Annotated in this window: 15 protein-coding genes and 1 riboswitch; of the genes, 10 read left to right on the top strand and 5 right to left on the bottom strand. The window is 70.9% G+C overall.

What is annotated here, in order from left to right; genetic code table 11:
• Window positions 1–80: 80 nt before the first annotated feature.
• Window positions 81–296, top strand: coding sequence for an EF-hand domain-containing protein (locus tag ABD347_RS21790; protein ID WP_064071744.1), 216 nt, complete (start codon window positions 81–83; stop codon window positions 294–296).
• Window positions 293–1,234 carry a CopD family protein gene (locus tag ABD347_RS21785; RefSeq protein WP_344363893.1) on the top strand — a complete coding sequence of 314 codons (942 nt, stop codon included), beginning with the start codon at window positions 293–295 and terminating at the stop codon, window positions 1,232–1,234. The genes ABD347_RS21790 and ABD347_RS21785 overlap by 4 nt, the downstream gene beginning before the upstream one ends.
• Here the strand turns inward: ABD347_RS21785 and bla are convergent.
• From bla to gcvT, 5 genes are all read right to left on the bottom strand, one after another.
• Entirely contained in the window at window positions 1,227–2,198 is a 972-nt protein-coding gene (gene bla, locus ABD347_RS21780; protein ID WP_344363892.1) for a class A beta-lactamase, read from the bottom strand. The two genes, ABD347_RS21785 and bla, sit on opposite strands and share 8 nt — an antisense overlap.
• A 53-nt stretch (window positions 2,199–2,251) precedes the next feature.
• Window positions 2,252–3,622 carry an L-serine ammonia-lyase gene (locus tag ABD347_RS21775; RefSeq protein WP_344363890.1) on the bottom strand — a complete coding sequence of 457 codons (1,371 nt, stop codon included), beginning with the start codon at window positions 3,620–3,622 and terminating at the stop codon, window positions 2,252–2,254.
• A gap of 156 nt (window positions 3,623–3,778) precedes the next feature.
• Window positions 3,779–5,038, bottom strand: a complete 1,260-nt coding sequence (gene glyA / locus ABD347_RS21770; RefSeq protein ID WP_344363888.1) for a serine hydroxymethyltransferase — start codon at window positions 5,036–5,038, stop codon at window positions 3,779–3,781.
• Window positions 5,039–5,050: 12 nt separating this feature from the next.
• Window positions 5,051–5,428 carry a glycine cleavage system protein GcvH gene (gcvH, locus tag ABD347_RS21765; protein ID WP_344363886.1) on the bottom strand — a complete coding sequence of 126 codons (378 nt, stop codon included), beginning with the start codon at window positions 5,426–5,428 and terminating at the stop codon, window positions 5,051–5,053.
• A 70-nt stretch (window positions 5,429–5,498) separates the two neighbouring features.
• Window positions 5,499–6,614: a glycine cleavage system aminomethyltransferase GcvT gene (gcvT, locus tag ABD347_RS21760; RefSeq protein WP_344363885.1), complete on the bottom strand. Its 1,116-nt coding sequence runs from the start codon at window positions 6,612–6,614 to the stop codon at window positions 5,499–5,501.
• A gap of 155 nt (window positions 6,615–6,769) precedes the next feature.
• Window positions 6,770–6,862, bottom strand: a riboswitch (glycine riboswitch).
• 173 nt (window positions 6,863–7,035) lie between these two features.
• On the opposite strand from gcvT, the gene ABD347_RS21755 reads away from it, so the two are divergent.
• The 8 genes from ABD347_RS21755 to ABD347_RS21720 all read left to right on the top strand — a co-directional run bounded on the left by ABD347_RS21755 (window position 7,036) and on the right by ABD347_RS21720 (window position 16,029).
• Window positions 7,036–7,701: an AAA family ATPase gene (locus ABD347_RS21755; protein WP_344363884.1), complete on the top strand. Its 666-nt coding sequence runs from the start codon at window positions 7,036–7,038 to the stop codon at window positions 7,699–7,701.
• 74 nt (window positions 7,702–7,775) lie between these two features.
• Window positions 7,776–8,516 carry an enhanced serine sensitivity protein SseB gene (locus ABD347_RS21750; RefSeq protein ID WP_344363882.1) on the top strand — a complete coding sequence of 247 codons (741 nt, stop codon included), beginning with the start codon at window positions 7,776–7,778 and terminating at the stop codon, window positions 8,514–8,516.
• Window positions 8,517–8,552: 36 nt separating this feature from the next.
• Window positions 8,553–9,332, top strand: coding sequence for an enhanced serine sensitivity protein SseB C-terminal domain-containing protein (locus ABD347_RS21745; protein WP_344363880.1), 780 nt, complete (start codon window positions 8,553–8,555; stop codon window positions 9,330–9,332).
• A 307-nt stretch (window positions 9,333–9,639) separates the two neighbouring features.
• Entirely contained in the window at window positions 9,640–10,638 is a 999-nt protein-coding gene (locus ABD347_RS21740) for an ABC transporter permease (RefSeq protein ID WP_344363878.1), read from the top strand.
• Window positions 10,639–10,724: 86 nt separating this feature from the next.
• Window positions 10,725–12,476, top strand: coding sequence for an ABC transporter substrate-binding protein (locus ABD347_RS21735; RefSeq protein WP_344363875.1), 1,752 nt, complete (start codon window positions 10,725–10,727; stop codon window positions 12,474–12,476).
• Between the two features lie 81 nt (window positions 12,477–12,557).
• Entirely contained in the window at window positions 12,558–13,565 is a 1,008-nt protein-coding gene (locus tag ABD347_RS21730) for an ABC transporter permease (RefSeq protein ID WP_344363873.1), read from the top strand.
• Window positions 13,562–14,653, top strand: a complete 1,092-nt coding sequence (locus tag ABD347_RS21725) for an ABC transporter ATP-binding protein (protein WP_344363870.1) — start codon at window positions 13,562–13,564, stop codon at window positions 14,651–14,653. The genes ABD347_RS21730 and ABD347_RS21725 overlap by 4 nt, the downstream gene beginning before the upstream one ends.
• A complete protein-coding gene (locus tag ABD347_RS21720; RefSeq protein WP_344363868.1) occupies window positions 14,650–16,029 on the top strand; it encodes an ABC transporter ATP-binding protein in 1,380 nt (459 codons plus the stop codon). Before ABD347_RS21725 ends, ABD347_RS21720 begins: the two co-directional genes overlap by 4 nt.
• The last annotated feature ends 24 nt before the right edge of the window (window positions 16,030–16,053 follow it).

Here is a 16,053-nt window from a genome sequence, read left to right as displayed (position 1 = left end):
GACACGGCCCCCGAGCCGGACCCACGGCCGCTGCCGATAATCTGACCGCCGTCAGTTATGCACCAAGAAGGGGTGGACCAGTGGCGGACATCGAGGCGGCGCGCAAGGCGTTCGAGCGGTACGACGTGAACGGGGACGGGCTCATCACGGCCGCCGAGTACAAGAGCGTCATGGCGCAGCTGGGCGACTTCAACGTCACGGAGACCGTCGCCCAGGCCGTGATCAACGCGCAGGACGGCAATGGCGACGGGCTGCTCACCTTCGACGAGTTCTGGGCGCACCTCAACAAGGCGTGACCATACGGACCAACGGCGCCGTCCGGGCCACCGGGCGGCGCCGTACGCGTACCGCACTCGTCGTCGGCGCGCTCCTGGCGGTGGCCGCGGCGGTGTCCGGCGCGGGTCTCGCCGCGCGTGGCACCGGCGAGCTGCGCGTCCCCGCGCCCGGCACCACCACGGTGCTGCGCGCCGCCGTCTTCGCCGCCCTCGCCGTGCACCTGGGCGAGCTCGCCGGCGCCCGGCTCGCCGGGACCGGCCCCGCACCCCGCTCCTGGGCCCTCGGGGCCGCCCTCGCCGGGGCCGCCGCGTCGGCCGGGCAGATCGTGCTGCTGGCCGGGGTCAGCGACCTCGGCATCACCGCCACGTACGGGACGAGGGACGGCGGGCTGCTGCTGGCCATGGCCAACGGGTTCGCCCTGGCCGCCGGGTGCGTCGCGCTCGGGCGCCCCCGGTGGGCGGCCGGCCCGCTGGCGCTGGTGGTCGGCGCCGAGGCGCTGCGGGCACACCCCGAGCCCTACACCCCGGAGCTGGGAGCCGCCCTCACGGTGGTCCACCTCCTGGCCGCCTCGCTGTGGGCGGGCGGCCTGCTGTACGTGCTGCGGACGGAGCGACTGCGCGGCGGCGGGCGGCAGGTGCTGGCCCGGTACGCCCGGCTCGCCGGCGGGCTGTACGTCGCGCTCGCCGTCACCGGCACCTGCTCGACGCTGCGCCGCCTCCCGGCCGACGTGGTGTTCACGACGGCGTACGGCAGGGTGCTCGTCGCCAAACTGGCGCTGCTCGCGGTGGTGAGCGCGCTGGCCGTCACCGCCCGCCGCCGGCTGCGCCGGGGAGGGGACGCGGCGGCCCCCGCCCGCGGCGAGCTGGCGGTGCTGGCGGGGGTCGTGGTGGTGTCGGCGGTGCTGACCGTGGTGCCCGATCCCCACTGGCTCAGCCTGCGCTCGGCGGTCCTCAGGTGACCGCCGAGGCGAGCACCGAGGCCGCCCGGGCCACCAGGAGGTCGTCCGCGGCGGCCTCCCGCTCGGGCTTGGTCGTCAGCACCGCGAGGACGACCGGGGTGCCGCCGGGCGTCCAGGCGATTCCGGCGTCGTTGTTCGTCCCGTACGAGCCGCCGCCCGTCTTGTCCGCCAGGCGCCAGTCCTCCGGCAGCCCGGCACGGAACCGGTGCGTGCTGGTGGTGTTGCCCAGCAGCCAGCCGGTGAGCCGCTCGCGGTCGGCGCGGTTCAGCGCGGTGCCCAGCACCAGCCGCTCGTAGGTACCGGAGAGGGCGGCGGGCGTGGTGGTGTCCTCGACACGCCACGGCTCGCAGCTGTTCAGCTCCGGCTCCCAGCGGTCGAGCCGGGTCGTCCGGTCGCCCAGGGAGCGGCAGAACCGGGTGACGGCGCCGGGGCCGCCCAGTTCGCGCAGGAGCAGGTTGGCGGCCGTGTTGTCGCTGTAGCGGATGGCCGCGTCGCACAGTTCGGCCACGGTCATGCCCGTGGCCAGGTTCTCCTCGCACTTCCTGGAGTGCGGTACGAGGTCGGCCTCGGTGTAGCGGACGCGCCGGGCGAGCACCTCGCCGTGCCGGTCGAGGTCCCGGAGCACGGCCGCCGCCGCGAGGGTCTTGAACGTCGAGCACATGGGGAAGCGCTCGCCGGCCCGGTACAGCACCGTCGCGCCGGTCACCGTGTTGCGGGCGACCGCGCCCAGCCGGGCCCCGTGCCGCCGCTCCAGCGCCCGCAGCCGCCGCACGGCCGCCACCCGGGCGGCACCCTGCCGCGCCGCGCCGTCACGTGGCCCGCTGTGAGCTGGCGCGGGGGCGGGGGCGGGGGCCGGACCGGCCGCGCCGGTCGTCAGCAGCGCGGCGGCGCCGGCCGCGGCGGTCAGCAGGGCGCGGCGCGTGGCCCCGCCCCGTAACGTCGGTACCGTCTCGTTCTCCGTCATGGGACGAGCCCATCACGCGCGAGGCACCGGAGGGAAACGGTCCGGTCGGCGTGTCAGCACTCGATGATGTTGACCGCCAGACCGCCGCGCGCGGTCTCCTTGTACTTCACGCTCATGTCGGCGCCCGTCTCCTTCATCGTCTTGATGACCTTGTCCAGGGAGACCTTGTGGCTGCCGTCGCCGCGCATGGCCATGCGCGCCGCCGTGACCGCCTTGACCGCCGCCATGCCGTTGCGCTCGATGCACGGGATCTGCACCAGGCCGCCCACCGGGTCGCAGGTGAGGCCCAGGTTGTGCTCCATGCCGATCTCGGCGGCGTTCTCCACCTGCTCCGGGCTGCCGCCCAGCACCTCGGCGAGGGCGCCCGCCGCCATCGAGCAGGCCGACCCGACCTCGCCCTGGCAGCCGACCTCGGCGCCGGAGATGGAGGCGTTCTCCTTGAAGAGCATGCCGATCGCGCCCGCGGCCAACAGGAAGCGGACCACGCCCTCCTCGTCGGCGCCGGGCACGAAGTTCATGTAGTAGTGCAGGACCGCCGGGATGATGCCGGCGGCGCCGTTCGTTGGGGCGGTGACGACCCGGCCGCCGGCGGCGTTCTCCTCGTTCACGGCCATGGCGTAGAGCGTGATCCACTCCATGGAGAGGGCCAGCGGGTCGCCCTCGGAGCGGAGCTTGCGCGCGGTGTTCGCGGCGCGGCGGCGGACCTTCAGGCCGCCCGGGAGGATGCCCTCGCGGGACATGCCGCGGTCCACGCACGCCTGCATGACGCGCCAGATCTCCAGCAGCCCCTCGCGGATCTCCGTCTCCGTGCGCCAGGCCTTCTCGTTCTCCAGCATCAGCGCGGAGATCGACAGCCCGGTCTCCCGGGTCAGGCGCAGCAGCTCGTCGCCGGTGCGGAAGGGGTACTTCAGGACGGTGTCGTCGGGGACGATCGGGTTGTCGCCCTGGACGGCGGCCTCGTCGACCACGAACCCGCCGCCGACCGAGTAGTACGTCTTCTCCAGCAGGGTGGCGCCGTCGGCGTCGTACGCCCACAGGGTCATGCCGTTGGCGTGGTACGGCAGCGCCTTGCGGCGGTGCAGGACCAGGTCCTCGTCGAAGTCGAAGGGGATCTCGTGCGCGCCGAGCAGGTTGATGCGCTTCTCCGTCTTGATCCGCTCGACCTCGTCGTCGGCGGTCTCGACGTCGACCGTGCGCGGCGAGTCGCCCTCCAGGCCGAGGAGGACGGCCTTGGGGGTGCCGTGGCCGTGGCCGGTCGCGCCCAGCGAGCCGTAGAGCTCGGCGCGTATCGAGGCGGTCGGGGCCAGCAGGCCCTCGTTCTTCAGCCGGCGCGCGAACATCCGGGCGGCGCGCATGGGGCCGACCGTGTGGGAGCTGGACGGGCCGATGCCGATCGAGAACAGGTCGAAGACCGAGATGGCCACGGGGGACTCCTTGGTTGGAAGACGTCGCTGTCTGCCGGGGTGGTGCGGGACAACGGGTGGGGCGTGGGGCGGGGCAAGACACGGGGCACCGCACTCACTGTCCAGTGTGCGCGGTGCCCCGCAGATCAGTCTGTTAGTTACGTAACGCCGTAACGGCTACAGACCAGGGTAAAGCGGGTGCTTCGCGGCGAGGGCCGAGACCCGGGCCTTGAGCGCGTCCGCGTCGTACGCCGGCTTCAGCGCCTCGGCGATGATGTCGGCGACCTCGGTGAAGTCCTCGGCCTGGAAGCCGCGCGTGGCCAGGGCCGGGGTGCCGATCCGCAGGCCCGAGGTGACCATCGGGGGCCGCGGGTCGTTCGGGATCGCGTTGCGGTTGACGGTGATGCCGACCTCGTGGAGCCGGTCCTCGGCCTGCTGGCCGTCCAGCTCGCTGTTGCGCAGGTCGACCAGGACCAGGTGCACGTCGGTGCCGCCGGTCAGGACCGACACGCCGTACTCGGTGACGTCCGGCTGGACCAGGCGCTCGGCCAGGATGCGGGCGCCGTCCAGGGTGCGCTGCTGGCGCTCCTTGAACTCCTCGCTCGCCGCGACCTTGAACGAGACCGCCTTGGCGGCGATCACGTGCTCCAGCGGGCCGCCCTGCTGGCCGGGGAAGACCGCGGAGTTGATCTTCTTGGCGAGCTCGGCCGTGGACAGGATCACGCCACCGCGCGGGCCGCCCAGCGTCTTGTGGGTCGTGGTGGTGACCACATGGGCGTGGGGCACCGGGTTGGGGTGCAGACCGGCGGCGACCAGGCCCGCGAAGTGGGCCATGTCGACCATCAGGTACGCGCCGACCTCGTCCGCGATCCGGCGGAAGGCGGCGAAGTCCAGCCGGCGCGGGTAGGCCGACCAGCCGGCGACGATCAGCTTCGGCCTGGACTCCTTGGCGAGGCGCTCGACCTCGGCCATGTCGACCTGACCGGTCGCGTCGTCGACGTGGTACGCGACGACGTTGTAGAGCTTGCCGGAGAAGTTGATCTTCATGCCGTGGGTCAGGTGCCCGCCGTGGGCGAGGTTCAGACCCATGATCGTGTCGCCCGGCTTCAGCAGCGCGAACATCGCGGCCGCGTTGGCCTGGGCGCCCGAGTGCGGCTGGACGTTGGCGTGCTCGGCGCCGAAGAGCGCCTTGATGCGGTCGATGGCGATCTGCTCGACGACATCGACGTGCTCGCAGCCGCCGTAGTAGCGGCGGCCGGGGTAGCCCTCGGCGTACTTGTTGGTCAGGACGGAGCCCTGGGCCTCCATGACCGCGACCGGAGCGAAGTTCTCCGAGGCGATCATCTCGAGGGTGGACTGCTGACGGTGGAGCTCGGCGTCGACGGCGGCGGCGACGTCCGGGTCCAGCTCGTGGAGAGGGGTGTTCAGAAGCGACATCGGGGAGGGTCCTTAGCTGCCGGAGAACTCGGTGTACTCGTCGGCGGAGAGCAGGTCCTTCGGCTCCTCCGTGACGCGTACCTTGAACAGCCAGCCGCCCTCGAACGGGGCGGTGTTCACCAGCGACGGGTCGTCGACGACATCCTGGTTCGCCTCGACGACCTCGCCGGTCACCGGGGAGTACAGGTCGCTGACGGACTTGGTCGACTCCAGCTCACCACAGGTCTCGCCCGCGGTCACCGTGTCGCCGACCTCCGGGAGCTGGACGTACACGACGTCGCCGAGGGCGTTCGCCGCGTGCTCCGTGATGCCGACCGTCGACACGCCGTCCTCGGCGGCCGACAGCCACTCGTGCTCCTTGCTGAAGCGCAGCTGCTGGGGGTTGCTCATGACTGGGATTCTCCTGTACGCGGGGGAGTGCTGGTGAACGGGGTGGTGAACGGCGGAGTGGTGCGGACGGTCACTTCTGGCGCTTGTAGAAGGGCAGCGCCACGACCTCGTACGGCTCATGGGTACCGCGGATGTCGACCCCGACGCCCTCGGTGCCCGGTTCGGCGTGCGCCGCGTCCACGTACGCCATGGCGATCGGCTTGCCCAGCGTCGGCGACGGGGCGCCCGAGGTGACCTCGCCGATCACCTTGCCCGCGGCGACCACGGACATGCCGGCGCGCGGGACGCGGCGGCCCTGGGCGACCAGGCCCACGAGCTTGCGCGGCGGGGCGATCTGGGCCCGCTCGGCGGCGGCCGACAGGGCCTCGCGGCCCACGAAGTCGCCCTCCTTCTCGAACTTGACCACCCGGCCGAGCCCCGCGTCGAACGGGGTCAGGGAAGTCGTCAGCTCGTGCCCGTACAGCGGCATGCCCGCCTCCAGGCGCAGCGTGTCGCGGCACGACAGCCCGCACGGGATCAGACCGACGGCGGCCCCCGCCGCGGTCAGCGCCTGCCACAGCTTCTCCGCGTACCGCGGCTCCACGAACAGCTCGAAGCCGTCCTCGCCCGTGTAGCCGGTACGGGCGATCAGCGCGGGGACGCCCGCCACGGTGCCGGGCAGCCCCGCGTAGTACTTCAGCCCGTCCAGATCGGCGTCGGTCAGCGACTTCAGGACACCCGGGGACTCCGGGCCCTGGATCGCGAGCAGCGCGTACGCGTCGCGGTCGTCCCGTACGACGGCGTCGAAGCCGGCGGCGCGGGCGGTCAGCGCGTCCAGCACGATCTGCGCGTTGGAGGCGTTGGCGACGACCATGTACTCGGTCTCACCGAGCCGGTACACGATCAGGTCGTCGAGGATGCCGCCGTCCTCCCGGCAGATCATCGTGTAGCGGGCGCGGCCGACACCGACGCTGCCGATGTTGCCGACGAGCGCGAAGTCCAGGAGGTCCGCGGCCCGCGGTCCCGTGACGGTGATCTCACCCATGTGGGAGAGGTCGAAGAGTCCGGCCTTCGTACGGACGGCGTTGTGCTCGTCGCGCTCGCTCCCGTACCGCAGCGGCATGTCCCAGCCCGCGAAGTCGGTCATGGTCGCGCCCAGCGCGCGATGCACGGCATCGAGGGCGGTCAGGCGGGGGGCAGTGCTCATGGATGTGGCTCCCAGGTCCCAAGGACGGGCATGGCTCGAAGACGATCCTCCCCATCTGTCATCGGAACCTGAGAGGTTCACCGTGACCGCACGGGGGCGGCCTTCGGCTTGCACCTTGGGTGGAGCCGCCACGGCGGCCCGCTTTTCAGATCTGCCTCATCCACGCGGTACGGGGCCTGAGAGATTCAAGGGAGGAACTTGCTCCTTCGGCGCCCGGGTGGGACCCGGGACTCTCCCGCGCGGATTCGAGCGGCCGGTATGCGGTTGTGTACGCACGTGTGTGCGTCGGCGCGCACATCATTGCACGAGGGTTCTCCTCGGCAAATCGCTTGTGGCTTATTACCCCTTCTTTACACTTCTTGGGCAAGGGTCGGGTCAGCCGGCCCGGGGACCCGACAGGGCCCTAGCAGGGGGAGTAGCGATGACGTTGCAGCGGGGCGAGGCGTACGCGACGACCGCGGGCGTGCCCGCCCAGCCGGGCCTGCCCGCTCGGGGCCGTGCGGCGGCCGCCGCGCTGCCGGTCGTACGCGACCTGCGGGACCGGCACGGCCGGGTCCCCAGGACGCTGACCTTCGCGGCCGGCGACCTGGTGGTGGTGTCGGGCCTGCCGGGCAGCGGCAAGTCCACTCTGATCGCCCGGACGGCCCAGGAGCGCGGCATCGACTCGCAGGACGCCCGGGAGCGGTGGGAGCGCAGGATGCCCGGCCTTCTGCCGTACGCGGTCTACCGCCCCCTCGTCCGGCTCGCGCACTACGCGGGACTGCGGCGGGCGCTGCGCTCCGGGCGGAGCGTCGTCGTCCACGACTGCGGTACGCAGGCCTGGGTGCGGCGCTGGCTCGCCCGGGAGGCCGCGCGGCGGGGCAGGGCCCTGCACCTGCTCCTGCTGGACGTCACGCCCGGCACGGCCAAGGAGGGCCAGCGCGAGCGGGGCCGCGGCGTGTCCGGGTACGCCTTCGGGCGCCACCGCAGGGCGGTGGGCCGGCTGGTCCGGGACGCGGAACGGGGCGTCGTGCCGCGCGGGTGCGCCTCCGCGGTGCTGATGGACCGGCCCGCGGCGTCCGCGCTGACCCGGATCACGTTCCTCTGATCCGCCGCACGGGTGCCCCGCGTTAGGGTGCTGCGGGCAGCGGCACGCACGCGCGGAGAGGACCAGAAGCACCAGTGGACACTGCATGGCCGGGCAACGAGCTGGAAGAGGTGCTCGCCGCCTCGCTCGGCGAGCCCGCGGCCGGAGGACGGATCGTCGAGGTTCTGGGCCGCAGTCACGTCTGGGTGCCCCTGCCCAACGGCGGCGCCCCCGACCGCCCGAACCTGGACCTCCCGACGCTCGAGATCGACGGGCAGGCCTATGTGCCGGTCTTCAGCTCCGAGGCGCAGTTCACCGAGTGCGTCGGCGCCCACATGGCGTACGCCGTCGCCCCGGCGGTCGAGTTCGCGCGCGGCCTGCCGCCCCAGCTCGGCATCGCCGTGAACCCGGGCGGTGCCGTCGGCGCCCCCCTGCCGCCGCCCGCCGTCGCCGAACTGTGCCGGACCGGCCGCACCCCGCTGGACGGCCCCGCGAGCGGCGCCCGCGTCCGCCTGTTCGAGCCGGACTGGCAGGAGGACCCGGTCGACTTCCTGTCGGCCGCCGCCGCCGAGTTCGACGCCACCGGCACGGTCCTGACCGCCCGCCGCTGCCTCGCCAGCGTCGAGGGCGACAGCCCGGCCCTCTTCGTCGGCGTGCAGCTCTCCTCCTGGGAGGGCGCCGACCGTAACGTACCGATGGACGCCCTCGGCCGGGCACTGGGCCGGACCCAGGTGCCGTGGCCGGTGAACCTGGTCCTGCTCGACGTGGCGCAGGACCCGGTGGGCGACTGGATGCTGGAGAAGGTACGGCCCTTCTACCAGCGCGGGCACGCATAAGCTGGTCGGGTGGACGGAAGAGGGGCGGGACCCAGGGTGAGCGCGTCAGGCACCGCGGCGGCCGGGCAGGTCGAGCACATGCTGAGCCAGGTGACGCCCGGGCGCTACGACGCGTACGAGCAGCTCCTGCACGCCCTCGCCGACGGCCGGCTGTGGATGCTGCTCTGGCACGGCCGGGCCGGCTCACCCGACGCCCAGTACGGGAACATGGAGGTCGACGGGCTCGGGTACGCCCCGTGCGTCACCTCCACCCAGGAGCTCGCCGTCTCCGGCTGGAACCGCGCCCACGAGGTCGTCCCCGGCCGTGACATCGCCCGCGCCCTCTACCCCGACCGCTGGGGCATCTGGCTCAACCCGCACGCGCCGGGCGGCGGCGTCGGCATCCCGTGGCCCGACCTGCGCCGCATCGCCACCGGCCTCGACCGGATGCCCGCCGGGCCGCTGAGGCTGTCCGAGCCGGGCATCCAGATCCCGCAGTTCTACGCCCTGCTCACGCAGAACGCCCACCGCACCCCCGCCGTCCGCTCGCTGCGCCGCGCCTGGGTCCAGCCGGCCCTCGGCACCCCGTACCTCGCGATCGGCCTGGACCTCTACGACACCGGCCAGGCGTCCGTCGACGCGGTACGCGCGATGATGCGGCAGTCCGTCGACGCCGTCCCCGACGGTCTGCCCGTCTCGACGGTCGCGATGTCCGACGAGTACGACCCGGTGACGATGTGGCTGCGGGCCAACGCCCGCCCCTTCTACGACCGCGAGGCCCACCTCACCGCCCCCGTCGTGCCCGGTACGGGGTACGGCTACCCGTCCCGCGCCTGACGCGTCCCCGGGCCGCTCGGCCCCGCCGCGCGCAGGTGCCCGTTTCGGTGGATTACGGGCCGGGTTGGTCCGCTGGGACGATCACCCCGTCCGGATAACGGAAGCCGCCGACCCGCATCACGGTTGCGCAAACATTCCCCATCAGGTCTGGCGGGTGATCGTGAACCCATTGAAGACTCCCCCCAACCAGGGGGCGTCGTACATGCGTGCTGCGCATTCGCGCACTCCCTGAACGGACCGCACCGCAGATCCGGGCGGTCCGTCGAGCACTGTCGGCGACCGTCGGCACGGGCGAGCACGAGGGACGATGACCGCACCCATGGAGACCACCGGATCACAGGCCGAGGCGGCGCCTGAGGCCGTACTCGACGGCGCCGAGCCCCAGCAGATCGAGGGCCGTTCACTCGGTCAGATCGCCTGGGCCCGCTTCAAGCGGGACAAGGTGGCCGTGACCGGCGGAGTGGTCGTCATCCTGCTCATCCTGATCGCCGTGCTGTCCCGGCCGTTGCAGTCGCTGCTGGGCCTCGACCCGAACGCCTTCCAGCAGGACCTGGTCGATCCCAACACCTCCCTTCCCAAGGGCGGGTTCGGCGGGATGAGCTGGGACCACCCGCTGGGCGTCGACCCCAAGTTCGGCCGCGACATCCTGGCCCGCATCCTGGAGGGCTCCTGGGTCTCGCTGGTCGTCGCCTTCGGCGCGACGGTCCTGTCCAACGTGATCGGTGTGGTGCTCGGTCTGATCGCCGGGTACTACGGCGGCCGCGTGGACACGTTCATCAGCCGGCTCATGGACACGTTCCTCGCCTTCCCGCTCCTGCTGTTCGCCATCGCCATCTCGGCGACCCTGCAGGGCGGTGCCTTCGGTCTGGAGGGCCTGCCCCTGCACATCAGCGTGCTGATCTTCGTCATCGGGTTCTTCAACTGGCCCTACATGGCGCGTATCGTGCGCGGCCAGACCCTGGCCCTGCGGGAACGGGAGTTCATCGACGCCTCGCGCGGGATGGGGGCCAAGGGCCCGTACATCCTCTTCCGCGAGCTGCTGCCGAACCTCGTGGGACCGATCACCGTCTACGCGACCCTGCTCATTCCGACCAACATCATCTTCGAGGCGTCGCTCAGCTTCCTCGGCGTCGGAATCCAGCCACCGCAGGCCTCGTGGGGCGGCATGTTGAGGGAGGCGGTCACCTTCTTCGAGGTGGATCCGCAGTTCATGCTCGTCCCCGGCCTCGCGATCTTCATCACCGTACTGGCCTTCAACCTGCTCGGTGATGGCCTTCGGGACGCTCTCGACCCGCGCAGCCGCTGACGTCTGCCACGTCATCGACGGCGGCCGCACCACCGGGCCGGTACCGGACCGACAAGTTTCCGATTACAAAGGGGAGTTCGACGAAAATGCGAAGGTCAGCAGTGGCCGCGATCGCGGTCGTCAGCAGTGCCAGCCTGCTTCTCGCGGGCTGCAGCAAGGCGGACGACGGCGACTCGGGTACCAAGGGCAACGCCAAGGCGAACGCCGCGACGACCGGTGTCGTCAACGCCTCGGACAAGAAGGGCGGTACGGTCACCTACGCGATGGCCGACGCCCCCGAGTCGTTCGACCCGGGCAACACGTACTACGCCTTCATCTACAACTTCAGCCGCCTGTACGCGCGGCCGCTGACCACCTTCAAGCCGGCCCCCGGCGAGAAGGGCAACGAGCTGGTGCCGGACCTCGCCGAGAGCATGGGTGTGCCCAGCGACGGCGGCAAGACCTGGACGTACAAGATCCGCAAGGGCGTCAAGTACAGCGACGGCACGCCGGTCACGGCCAAGGACGTCAAGTACGCCGTCGAGCGCTCCAACTTCGCCCGTGACACGCTCTCGCTGGGCCCGAACTACTTCCAGCAGGTCCTCGACGACCCGGCCAAGTACAAGGGTCCGTACAAGGACAAGAGCGAGAAGGGCCTGGCGTCCATCCAGACGCCGGACGACCACACCATCGTCTTCAAGCTCAACAAGCCGTTCGCGGACTTCGACTACCTGGTCAGCGCCCCGCAGACCGCACCGGTGCCGAAGGCCAAGGACAAGGGCGTGGACTACACCAAGTCCATCGTCTCGTCGGGCTCGTACAAGTTCGCGACGTACGAGGACGGCAAGCAGGTCACCCTGGTCCGCAACGAGCACTGGGACGCCAAGACCGACCCGCTGCGCAAGCAGTACCCGGACAAGATCGTCCTGAACCTCAAGGTCAACCAGGCCACCATCGACAAGGACCTCCTCGCCGGTGACATCGTCGCCGACCTGGCCGGCCGTGGCGTCGACACCCAGACCCAGGCGCAGATCCTGGCGAAGGAAGACCTGAAGGCCAACACCGACAACGCGCTCGGCGGCCGCCTCGTCTACGCGGCGATCAACACCAAGGTGAAGCCGTTCGACAACGTCGAGTGCCGCAAGGCCGTGCAGTACGCGATCGACAAGGTCTCCGTGCAGACGTCCATGGGCGGCCCGATCCGCGGTGACATCGCCTCCACGGTGCTGCCGACCGACATCCCGGGCTACCAGAAGTTCGACACGTACGCCACGCCGGACAACAAGGGCGACGCCGCCAAGGCCAAGGAGCACCTGAAGGCCTGCGGCCAGGAGAAGATCTCCACCTTCATCTCCGCGCGCAGCGACCGCCAGAGCGAGGTCGACGCCGCCACCGCGATCGTGCAGGCGCTGAAGAAGGCCGGCATCGATGCCAAGATCAAGCAGTACCCGTCGTCCAAGTACTTCTCGGACTACGCCGGTGTCCCCTCCTTCACCAAGAAGGAGAACATCGGTCTGATCATGATGCAGTGGGGCGCCGACTGGCCGACCGGCTACGGCTACCTCCAGCAGATCGTGCACGGCAAGGCCATCGGCCAGTCCGGCAACACCAACCTCTCCGAGCTGAACGACCCGGCGATCAACAAGCTGCTGGACGACGCCATCGCCAACACGGACGAGAACGCCCGCAACGCCGCCTACGCCGAGATCGACAAGAAGGTCATGGACCAGGCGGTCATCGTCCCGCTGTCCTACTTCAAGGTCCTGCTCTACCGCTCGCCGCAGGGCACCAACATGGTCTCCACGGCAGCCTTCAGCGGTCAGTACGACTACCTCAACATCGGCACCACGAAGAAGTAGCCCCGGAAGGCAGGTGAAGGCATTGGTGCCCGCGGGCCCCCGCGTACTCCGCGCGGCCCGCGGGCACCGGCGCCGGTCCCCGTGATCTCGTACATCATCCGCCGGCTGATCGCGGCAGTGATCCTGCTGCTGGTCGTCACGGCGGTCACCTTCGGCATCTTCTTCATCCTGCCGAAGCTGGCCGGACAGACCGCCGATCAGCTGGCCCAGCAGTACATCGGCAAGAACCCCACGCCCGAGGACATCGCGGCGGTCAAGCGGAACCTCGGCCTCGACGACCCGGTCTACATCCAGTACTGGGACTTCATCAGGGGGATCGTCACCGGCGCCACCTATGAGCGGGGACCCGCCACTGTGCGGTGCGACATGCCCTGCTTCGGCTACTCCTTCAAGACCAACCTGGAGGTCTGGCCGCAGCTCGTCGACCGGCTTCCGGTCACCATCTCGCTCGCCGTCGGCGCGGCCGTGCTGTGGCTGGTCTCCGGCATCGTCGTCGGTGTCATCTCGGCGCTCAAGCCCGGCTCGTTCTTCGACCGGGCGGCCATGGGCGGCGCGCTCGCCGGCGTCTCGCTGCCCATCTTCTTCACCGCCCAGCTGTTCCTGCTGCTCTTCAGCTACAAGCTGGAGATCTTCGGGCGGACGTACGTCCCGTTCACAGAGAACCCCTCGCAGTGGGCCAACACCCTCTTCCTGCCCTGGTGTTCGCTCGCCCTGCTGTACGCGGCGATCTACGCCCGCCTGACCCGCTCCGGGATGCTGGAGGCGATGAGCGAGGACTTCATCCGCACCGCCCGCGCCAAGGGCATGCGGGAGCGGCGGGTCGTCGCCAAGCACGGCCTCCGGGCCGCGCTCACCCCGATCGTCACCGTCTTCGGTATGGACATCGGCCTGCTGCTCGGCGGCGCCGTGATCACCGAGTCGGTGTACTCGCTGCACGGCATCGGTGAGTACGCGGTGCAGTCGATCGTCGCCAACGACCTGCCGCCGATCCTCGGCGTCACCCTGCTCGCGGCGTTCTTCGTCGTCTTCCTCAACCTCGTGGTTGACCTTCTGTACGCCGTCGTCGACCCGCGCGTGAGGGTGTCATGACCGAACTGTCCAAGTCCGGCGCCGTGGTGGAGGACCGCCCCGGCACCTCCGAACCGCGTGCCTTCCTCGACGTACGCGACCTCAAGGTCCACTTCCCGACCGACGACGGCCTGGTCAAGTCCGTGGACGGGCTCTCCTTCCAGCTGGAGAAGGGCAAGACCCTCGGTGTCGTCGGCGAGTCCGGCTCCGGCAAGTCCGTCACCTCACTCGCGATCATGGGCCTGCACCGGCTCGGCGCGCGCGGCAAGAACGTGCGGATGAGCGGTGAGATCTGGCTCGACGGCAAGGAGCTGGTGGGCGCCGACCCCGACGAGGTGCGGCGGCTGCGAGGCCGCGAGATGGCGATGATCTTCCAGGACCCGCTGTCCGCGATGCACCCGTACTACACGATCGGCAACCAGATCGTGGAGGCGTACCGCATCCACAACAAGGTGACCAAGAAGGTCGCCCGCGCCCGGGCCGTCGAGATGCTGGACCGCGTGGGCATCCCCGAGCCCGGCAAGCGCGTGGACTCCTACCCGCACGAGTTCTCCGGCGGTATGCGCCAGCGCGCGATGATCGCGATGGCGCTGGTCAACAACCCCGAGCTGCTGATCGCCGACGAGCCGACGACCGCGCTGGACGTCACCGTCCAGGCGCAGATCCTCGACCTCATCCGCGACCTCCAGAAGGAGTTCGGCTCGGCGGTCGTCATCATCACGCACGACCTCGGCGTGGTGGCCGAGATCGCCGACGACATCCTGGTGATGTACGGCGGCCGGTGCGTGGAGCGGGGCCCGGTCGACACGATCTTCTACGAGCCGCAGCACCCCTACACCTGGGGCCTGCTCGGCTCGATGCCCCGCATCGACCGGGACCAGACCGACCGGCTCATCCCGGTCAAGGGCCAGCCGCCGTCCCTGATCAACGTACCGAGCGGCTGCGCCTTCAACCCGCGCTGCCCGTACGCGGACGTGCCCAAGGACGGGATCACCCGCACCGAGCGTCCGGAACTGCGTGAAGTGGGCTCCGGCCACTTCTCGGCCTGCCACATGGACCAGGCGGAGCGCACACGGATCTGGACCGAAGAGATTGCGCCGAAGCTGTGACCAACGAACCGACGCGTACCGATTCCGCCCCCCTGCTCAGGGTCGAGGGCCTGGTCAAACACTTCCCCATCAAGAAGGGCCTGCTCCAGCGGCAGGTCGGCGCCGTCAAGGCGGTCGACGGCATCGACTTCGAGGTGCGCCGCGGGGAGACCCTCGGCGTGGTCGGCGAGTCCGGCTGCGGCAAGTCGACGATGGGCCGGTTGATCACGCGACTGCTGGAGCCGAGCGGCGGCAAGGTCGAGTTCGACGGCACCGACATCACGCACCTGAGCACCGGCGGGATGCGGCCGCTGCGGCGCGACATCCAGATGATCTTCCAGGACCCCTACGGTTCGCTGAACCCGCGGCACACCATCGGCTCGATCGTCTCCGCGCCCTTCCGTCTCCAGGGCGTCGAGCCCGAGGGCGGGCTGAAGAAGGAGGTCCAGGGTCTCCTGGAGCGGGTGGGCCTGAGTCCCGAGCACTACAACCGCTACCCGCACGAGTTCTCGGGCGGCCAGCGTCAGCGCATCGGCATCGCCCGTGCGCTCGCCCTGAAGCCGCGGCTCGTCGTCGCGGACGAGCCGGTCTCGGCGCTGGACGTGTCGATCCAGGCGCAGGTGGTGAACCTGCTCGACGACCTCCAGGACGAGCTGGGTCTCACGTACGTGATCATCGCGCACGACCTGTCGGTCATCCGGCACGTGTCGGACCGGATCGCCGTGATGTACCTCGGCAAGATCGTGGAGCTGGCGGACCGCACGTCGCTGTACGAGGCGCCGATGCACCCGTACACCACGGCGCTGATGTCGGCCGTCCCGGTGCCTGACCCGAGGCGGCGGGGCGCCAAGAGCGAGCGGATCCTGCTGAAGGGCGACGTGCCGTCGCCGATCGCCCCGCCGAGCGGCTGCCGGTTCCACACCCGGTGCTGGAAGGCGACGCAGGTCTGCACGGTGCAGGAGCCCCCGCTGCTGGAGCTGGCCCCGGGCCGCCGGGTGGCGTGCCACCACCCGGAGAACGCCCCGGACCAGGTGCCGGGTGACACCGCCCTGGCCTCGGCGGGCGAGGCGATCGAGATAGTGCCGGCGACGAAGGCGTCGAACGTGGAGGCCACCGAGACCGGTGCGGGGGAGGCCGCCGCTTCCGGGGCCGTCGCCGGGGCCGTCGCTTCCGCCGCGGTGGAGCCCGCCGTCAAGGTGCCGTCCCCCGCGAAGGCCCCGGCCGGGGACGTCACGGACCCGGCGGCCGGGCGGGAGACGGTGGCCGGTGCCGAGGCGGATGCCGGGGCGGACTCGTTGAGCGGTGCGGGGACGGATTCGGTGGCCGGGCCCGGGACCGGGCGGGAGGCCGCCGGTGACGACGGCCCGTCGGAGGGCGGCCCGGCGAAGGGGGCGTAACGCCGTAACCCCTGGGTCCGGTAC

This window comes from Streptomyces gobitricini (genome assembly GCF_039532985.1).
GTDB classification, from domain to species: domain Bacteria; phylum Actinomycetota; class Actinomycetes; order Streptomycetales; family Streptomycetaceae; genus Streptomyces; species Streptomyces gobitricini.
The sequence above is the reverse complement of the archived record's forward strand: the minus strand, read 5'-3'. Positions and strand labels throughout refer to the sequence as shown.

Coding starts and splice junctions, on each gene's coding strand:
- bla (WP_344363892.1), bottom strand. CDS start 2,198: ATGACGGAGAACGAGACGGTACCGACGTTACGGGGCGGGGCCACGCGC.
- glyA (WP_344363888.1), bottom strand. CDS start 5,038: ATGTCGCTTCTGAACACCCCTCTCCACGAGCTGGACCCGGACGTCGCC.
- gcvH (WP_344363886.1), bottom strand. CDS start 5,428: ATGAGCAACCCCCAGCAGCTGCGCTTCAGCAAGGAGCACGAGTGGCTG.
- gcvT (WP_344363885.1), bottom strand. CDS start 6,614: ATGAGCACTGCCCCCCGCCTGACCGCCCTCGATGCCGTGCATCGCGCG.
- ABD347_RS21755 (WP_344363884.1), top strand. CDS start 7,036: ATGACGTTGCAGCGGGGCGAGGCGTACGCGACGACCGCGGGCGTGCCC.
- ABD347_RS21740 (WP_344363878.1), top strand. CDS start 9,640: ATGACCGCACCCATGGAGACCACCGGATCACAGGCCGAGGCGGCGCCT.
- ABD347_RS21735 (WP_344363875.1), top strand. CDS start 10,725: ATGCGAAGGTCAGCAGTGGCCGCGATCGCGGTCGTCAGCAGTGCCAGC.
- ABD347_RS21725 (WP_344363870.1), top strand. CDS start 13,562: ATGACCGAACTGTCCAAGTCCGGCGCCGTGGTGGAGGACCGCCCCGGC.